Raw genomic sequence first — 4,725 nt, 5'->3', positions numbered from 1 at the left:
TACAATCTATATTTTAACACTCCGAAATGTAATGAAAAGTTAAATATGTTAAAGTTGAATGGAGATGTTCGTATTGGGGGCAATCATTTTGTTTGCTTGTCGCCTCCTTTGATTATTCTTGAAAAACAAAGGGGAATGACAGCTGCCTTCATTACTGTAATCATGAGACGGTACGATATAAAGTACTGTTATCTGTTGCTTTTCTTGGAGTGTCGGCCTGAAGTTTCTATAAGAAGAACGAGAGGCAACGAACTTTTTCAGTTTGTTCGTTACCTCCCGCTTGACTGTCTTATCGCAGTGTATATGCTATAAGTATTGGGCTGGCGTGCTTATTCGGCGGTCGTCTCATTCTCCTCCTCTACTTGGGGAGCGAACTCGGTATAACCATTGTTCACTAGGATGTTGTACCACTGAATGAGTTTTTTGATATCCGTGGAATAAACGCGTTCGCGGTCATAATTGGGAAGGACGGCAGCCATGAACTCTGCAAGCTCTGCAGCAGTGGCTTTTTTGGGGTCAAGGCTAACGGGGGCGCCGTTTTCTTTTTCCTTGACAGATTCGAAAATTTCCATCAGAGGTTTGTCCTCATCGTCAGTATACATGGAAATGTCGTTGAGAGAGGTGACACGGTCACGTGCACCGGCAGGAATACGTCTTTTCAACTGGTCAACAGATTCTACAATAAGCATGTTACGGCCTTGGGAAACCAAGCGGTACAACCCGGGTTTTCCCGCGATGGCTAAAATGGTATCTTTCATGACAAAATTTTATTAGTTTCAGAAAATTTTTCGCAAAGTTAAGTTTTTTGAGTGAGAAATGGAGAGGCTTTGGCCTAATTTTTTATTTGATGGCCATGTGTAGCAGATTGTTGATGTCGTCTGCCAGATGAATATCGTCATTGCGCAAACAAAAATCGGCTCTTCGCTGTTTCTCCGTTTCGGGCAGTTGTAGGGCCATCCACTTGCGTGCCTGAATCTCGTCAATGTTGTCGCGCAACATAAGGCGTTCCAGCCGTGTTTTTTCTGAAACTATGATTGTGGCTGTGATGTCTGTCAATTTGTCAAATCCGGCTTCAAAAAGAAGGGCGCATTCCATGAAAACAACCGGACAGTCCGTGTGTAGTGTGCTCCAGTCTGTGAAAGCTTTCGCTACTTTCGGGTGAACAATGCCGTCAATTCGGGTGGCATTTTCCTTGCCGGCACAAAGATAGGATGCCAATACGGATTTTATCAGGTTGCCGTCAGGATCATATACTTCCTGACCGATGAGTTCAGTCAGTGCCTTGCGCACTTCCACGTCAGTACGGATGATTCGTTTGGCCTCGTCATCACAATAAAAAACCGGATAACCGGCAGTTTCCAACTGGTGACACACATAGCTTTTTCCGCAGCCAATCCCTCCTGTGATGGCTATGCGGACGGGGAACGGGCGATTGCTGTTCTTCATATAGGTATTTTCGTACGGACAGTTGCAGGCTTCATTCGTAAAGTCTTCGGGAATATTCGCTTTACAGGTAGCCGGGGCGGCGTTATTTATGGGTTTCGATAACATATTCTACCTCTTCAACGCTTAATCGTGCGTGTGAAATCTGTTGGGACTTCGTTGTTAGTTGCAGACGGCAAGTGTTGCTGCCGTCTGCCGGCAGATTCAGATAATCGGCCACCACCGTAAAATCATCGGGAGTAATGTGACGGTATTGGCTCATGCTGACTTGAAAAGTAACCTCAACCTGAGCGGGAAAAGTACGTAGCTCCGTGCCCTCTGGCATGTTCGCGCCAATGATGGGAACCGTTACTTTTTTTTCTACCAATCGGTCAGTGGCTACTGAAACAGTTACTTCATCCGGCATGAATTTTACGCCAGGTATGGTGCGTAACTTTTTGTTTTTCCTGATGTCTGTCGTGAGCCGTTGCATGTCGGCGGTTCCAACATAGGCGGCTCGCAAAGTGTCAAGCACGTTCGTTGTGGCCAGAACGGTTACGGAATCGGGAGAGAGATGCTGGTGAAGAATTGCGTAACCTGTTTCTGCCTTTATGGGGCTCTGTAGTTTTACCGGCACACGCTTGGAGCGTCCGTAGGTATAGTAGAACTCCAGTGTATCGGGCTTCATGGCTACGATAACGGTGCCAGCTGAAAGAGTCGGGCGGAGTTGCTTTATGAGTCCGGATGAGAGGATATTTACGCGGCCTTCTTGTCGGGCGTAGGTGGAGAAGTCAAGGACGATGCGCGGTAATTTGTCGTTATATAAGTAGTTGAGCAGTGTTATTCCTTTGTCGCGTAATGTTACTTTGGCCGTTTGTGGCAGTTCTCCGGTTATGACTACGCCTTTGGGCAAGTTGCGCAGTTCGATGGGCACGTCGATTTCTTCTTCATAGGTCTCATTAAGTTTCTGGAATAGCCAGAACGCTGAGGAGAGAGCCAGGAAGAATAGGAAAGTCAGGAATTGCCGGTTCCACATTCGGCGTATGAGTGCGCTAAAGAATATGCCCATTTTCGTCATGACAGGAGCGGATGTTTTTTGGAGGGAATAACAGTTTTGTGAGAAAGGCGGCTGGTTGGATTTTTACGATAGGATAAAAAACTGTGCAGGAGTGAAAAAATAAGTGGAATATGAAAAATCAGCATGACGGTGAGTTGTGCCGGTTTCACATTCCACATGTTTTTTACAGAGGCTGGTCTGATTTCTTATCGCTGTGCCACAGTGCTGCCACTAGGCATGATGGCGCTTTTCTCGAATGTCATTTTAACGCCGGTGGCTACTTCAAGTAGCACAGTGTTGTTGGTGTCGTCTATTGTTTTGATGGTGCCGTGTATGCCGCCTATCGTGATGACGTTTTGTCCGGTCTGTAGGGCGTTGCGGAACTTCTGAATTTCTTTCTGCTTTTTGTTTTGCGGACGAATCATGAAGAAATAAACGATAGCAAAGAGGACTACCATCATGACGATAGTGGGAATCATGCTGGGTTGCTGTCCCTGTGTGGCGGGAACTGCGTCCAGAAGTGTGAACAAGAGATGGTTCATAGTGTTGGAATTATTGTTATTTTAAAAGTTTGTTTTCGCTTTTTGCTTTTTTTACGATGCTGTCGAGCAAACCATTGATGTAGGAAGCGCTCCGGGGAGTGCTGTATATTTTGGCTATGTCGAGATATTCGTTGAACGTGACGTTGAGCGGAATGTTAGGTATTGAGAATATTTCGGTGAGAGCTATCTGCATGATGATGACGTCCATGTAGGCCAGCCGGTTGAATTCCCAGTTCTTGCAGTTATCTTTGATGAGCTGGCGCATTTCCATGCCGCGTTCCAAGGTGGTGCGGAAAAGTTTGACGGCGAATTCGCGGTCTTCATCTGATGCGAATTCCGGCAAGAGAGGCTGTTCGGGAGTAGAAGCCTCGTTGAACCGCTTGATGGTCTTGAGTACGAAGGAGTCGATAATGTCCTTGTCGTCGTTCCAATAGAGGCTATGGTCTTCAAGCAGGCTGTCGAAGTCTTCGTTGTTGCAGATGCACGTTTTGTAGAGCTTGCGCACCACTTCGCGATCGGCTTCGTAGGTGTAGTCCTCCTTGTCGAGGTAGAACCGGAATACGTCATTCTCCATGAACTTGGTATAGGTCTTTTTGAGAAAGGCATCTTCCTCAATCCAGTCCTGTTTTTGTTTTTCTATATATTCGCCCAATTCTTTGTTCTCGGCGAGTTGCGCCAAAAAGAGGTTGGCGGCGAATCGGCCGTCGGGGGTCACATCGTCAGTGTGAGTTTGCAGTCGTTTGTTGCGGGCACGGAATGCGGCGTCTTTCTGTTCTGCGAGTGTTTTCATCCTCACGAGGACAGACAGCAGGTATTTGTATAGGTCATAGGCTTTGCCCATGCTGAACATTAACTCTTTTTCTGCCACTTCTATGGTTTTGCCCTCGTTTTGGTAGTAGGCGTAAGTCAGCTGAACCACTTTCAGCCTTATTAGTTCTCTATTGATCATAATGTCGAAATGCTTCTGGCTTGTGTTGCGGGCAGGACGAAGGTGGAAACAGTCTTTATGACCATCGAAAAGCCACTTTTCCCCTGCTTTCAGTGTGCAAAAATACGAAAAAAAGCCCTATATTCTCGATTTTCTTTCTGCTTTTTTAGGTACTTATAAAAAAAGGTTGCATTTTTGTAATGCGGATGTGACAAAGTGTCGCGGCGTGAGAACGTTTTGTTCGCCAACCTTTAAAATTTAAGAGCCATGAGTGAATTGATGAAAGAAAGGCATGAGAGAGAGATCTTGTTTTCGAAGACTGTGAAAGCCGGCAGACGTATCTATTATTTTGACGTGAAGAAAGACCGCAATGACGGTATGTATATTTCCATAACGGAAAGTAAGCGGGTTAAGGAAGGCACGAAAGATGTCCGTCCTGTGCTGGAAAAGCACAAGATATTCCTTTATAGAGAAGATATGGAGAAATTTACCGCAGCCTTCGAAGCTGTTGCTGGTTTTGTGGAGGAAAACAGTCCGGTCGGTTTAAGTCATCCGTATGGCGGGGGACATTCCGATTTCGTTATAGAGGGACAGCAACCTGAGGTTGGCGGCGAATATGAAACCGATGATAATGACGGTGGTGACGGCTTCCGTACAGGTAAATCCGTTTCGGAATTCCGTTTTGACATAGACTTCTGAAGTGTCACAAATGACTGTTTTGGGTAGACTCGTCATTTTAACACTTCTTGCTTTTGGTCTGAAAAAGTTGTATCTTT

Annotated in this window: 6 protein-coding genes; 1 reads left to right on the top strand and 5 read right to left on the bottom strand. The window is 45.9% G+C overall.

The features are described 5' to 3' along the window. Positions 1–329 precede the first annotated feature (329 nt). The 5 genes from C5S62_RS06280 to nusB all read right to left on the bottom strand — a co-directional run bounded on the left by C5S62_RS06280 (position 330) and on the right by nusB (position 3,970). Positions 330–758: a DUF5606 domain-containing protein gene (locus tag C5S62_RS06280; protein ID WP_104404547.1), complete on the bottom strand. Its 429-nt coding sequence runs from the start codon at positions 756–758 to the stop codon at positions 330–332. Between the two features lie 82 nt (positions 759–840). Further along, on the bottom strand, positions 841–1,446 hold the full coding sequence (gene coaE, locus C5S62_RS06275; RefSeq protein ID WP_104404548.1) for a dephospho-CoA kinase: 606 nt from the start codon (positions 1,444–1,446) through the stop codon (positions 841–843). 82 nt (positions 1,447–1,528) lie between these two features. After that, positions 1,529–2,491, bottom strand: coding sequence for a CdaR family protein (locus C5S62_RS06270; protein ID WP_190311559.1), 963 nt, complete (start codon positions 2,489–2,491; stop codon positions 1,529–1,531). Positions 2,492–2,685: 194 nt separating this feature from the next. Further along, positions 2,686–3,021, bottom strand: coding sequence for a preprotein translocase subunit YajC (yajC, locus tag C5S62_RS06265; protein ID WP_104404545.1), 336 nt, complete (start codon positions 3,019–3,021; stop codon positions 2,686–2,688). 16 nt (positions 3,022–3,037) lie between these two features. Continuing rightward, positions 3,038–3,970, bottom strand: coding sequence for a transcription antitermination factor NusB (gene nusB / locus C5S62_RS06260; RefSeq protein WP_104404544.1), 933 nt, complete (start codon positions 3,968–3,970; stop codon positions 3,038–3,040). Between the two features lie 246 nt (positions 3,971–4,216). Between nusB and C5S62_RS06255 the strand changes: the two genes are divergently transcribed. Beyond that, positions 4,217–4,648 carry a DUF3276 family protein gene (locus C5S62_RS06255; RefSeq protein WP_104404543.1) on the top strand — a complete coding sequence of 144 codons (432 nt, stop codon included), beginning with the start codon at positions 4,217–4,219 and terminating at the stop codon, positions 4,646–4,648. The last annotated feature ends 77 nt before the right edge of the window (positions 4,649–4,725 follow it).

The organism is Prevotella sp. MGM2 (assembly GCF_002933955.1).
Classification (GTDB): domain Bacteria; phylum Bacteroidota; class Bacteroidia; order Bacteroidales; family Bacteroidaceae; genus Alloprevotella.
This window is presented reverse-complemented; position numbering and strand designations above follow the sequence as displayed.

Coding starts and splice junctions, on each gene's coding strand:
- C5S62_RS06280 (WP_104404547.1), bottom strand. CDS start 758: ATGAAAGATACCATTTTAGCCATCGCGGGAAAACCCGGGTTGTACCGC.
- coaE (WP_104404548.1), bottom strand. CDS start 1,446: ATGAAGAACAGCAATCGCCCGTTCCCCGTCCGCATAGCCATCACAGGA.
- C5S62_RS06270 (WP_190311559.1), bottom strand. CDS start 2,491: ATGGGCATATTCTTTAGCGCACTCATACGCCGAATGTGGAACCGGCAA.
- yajC (WP_104404545.1), bottom strand. CDS start 3,021: ATGAACCATCTCTTGTTCACACTTCTGGACGCAGTTCCCGCCACACAG.
- nusB (WP_104404544.1), bottom strand. CDS start 3,970: ATGATCAATAGAGAACTAATAAGGCTGAAAGTGGTTCAGCTGACTTAC.
- C5S62_RS06255 (WP_104404543.1), top strand. CDS start 4,217: ATGAGTGAATTGATGAAAGAAAGGCATGAGAGAGAGATCTTGTTTTCG.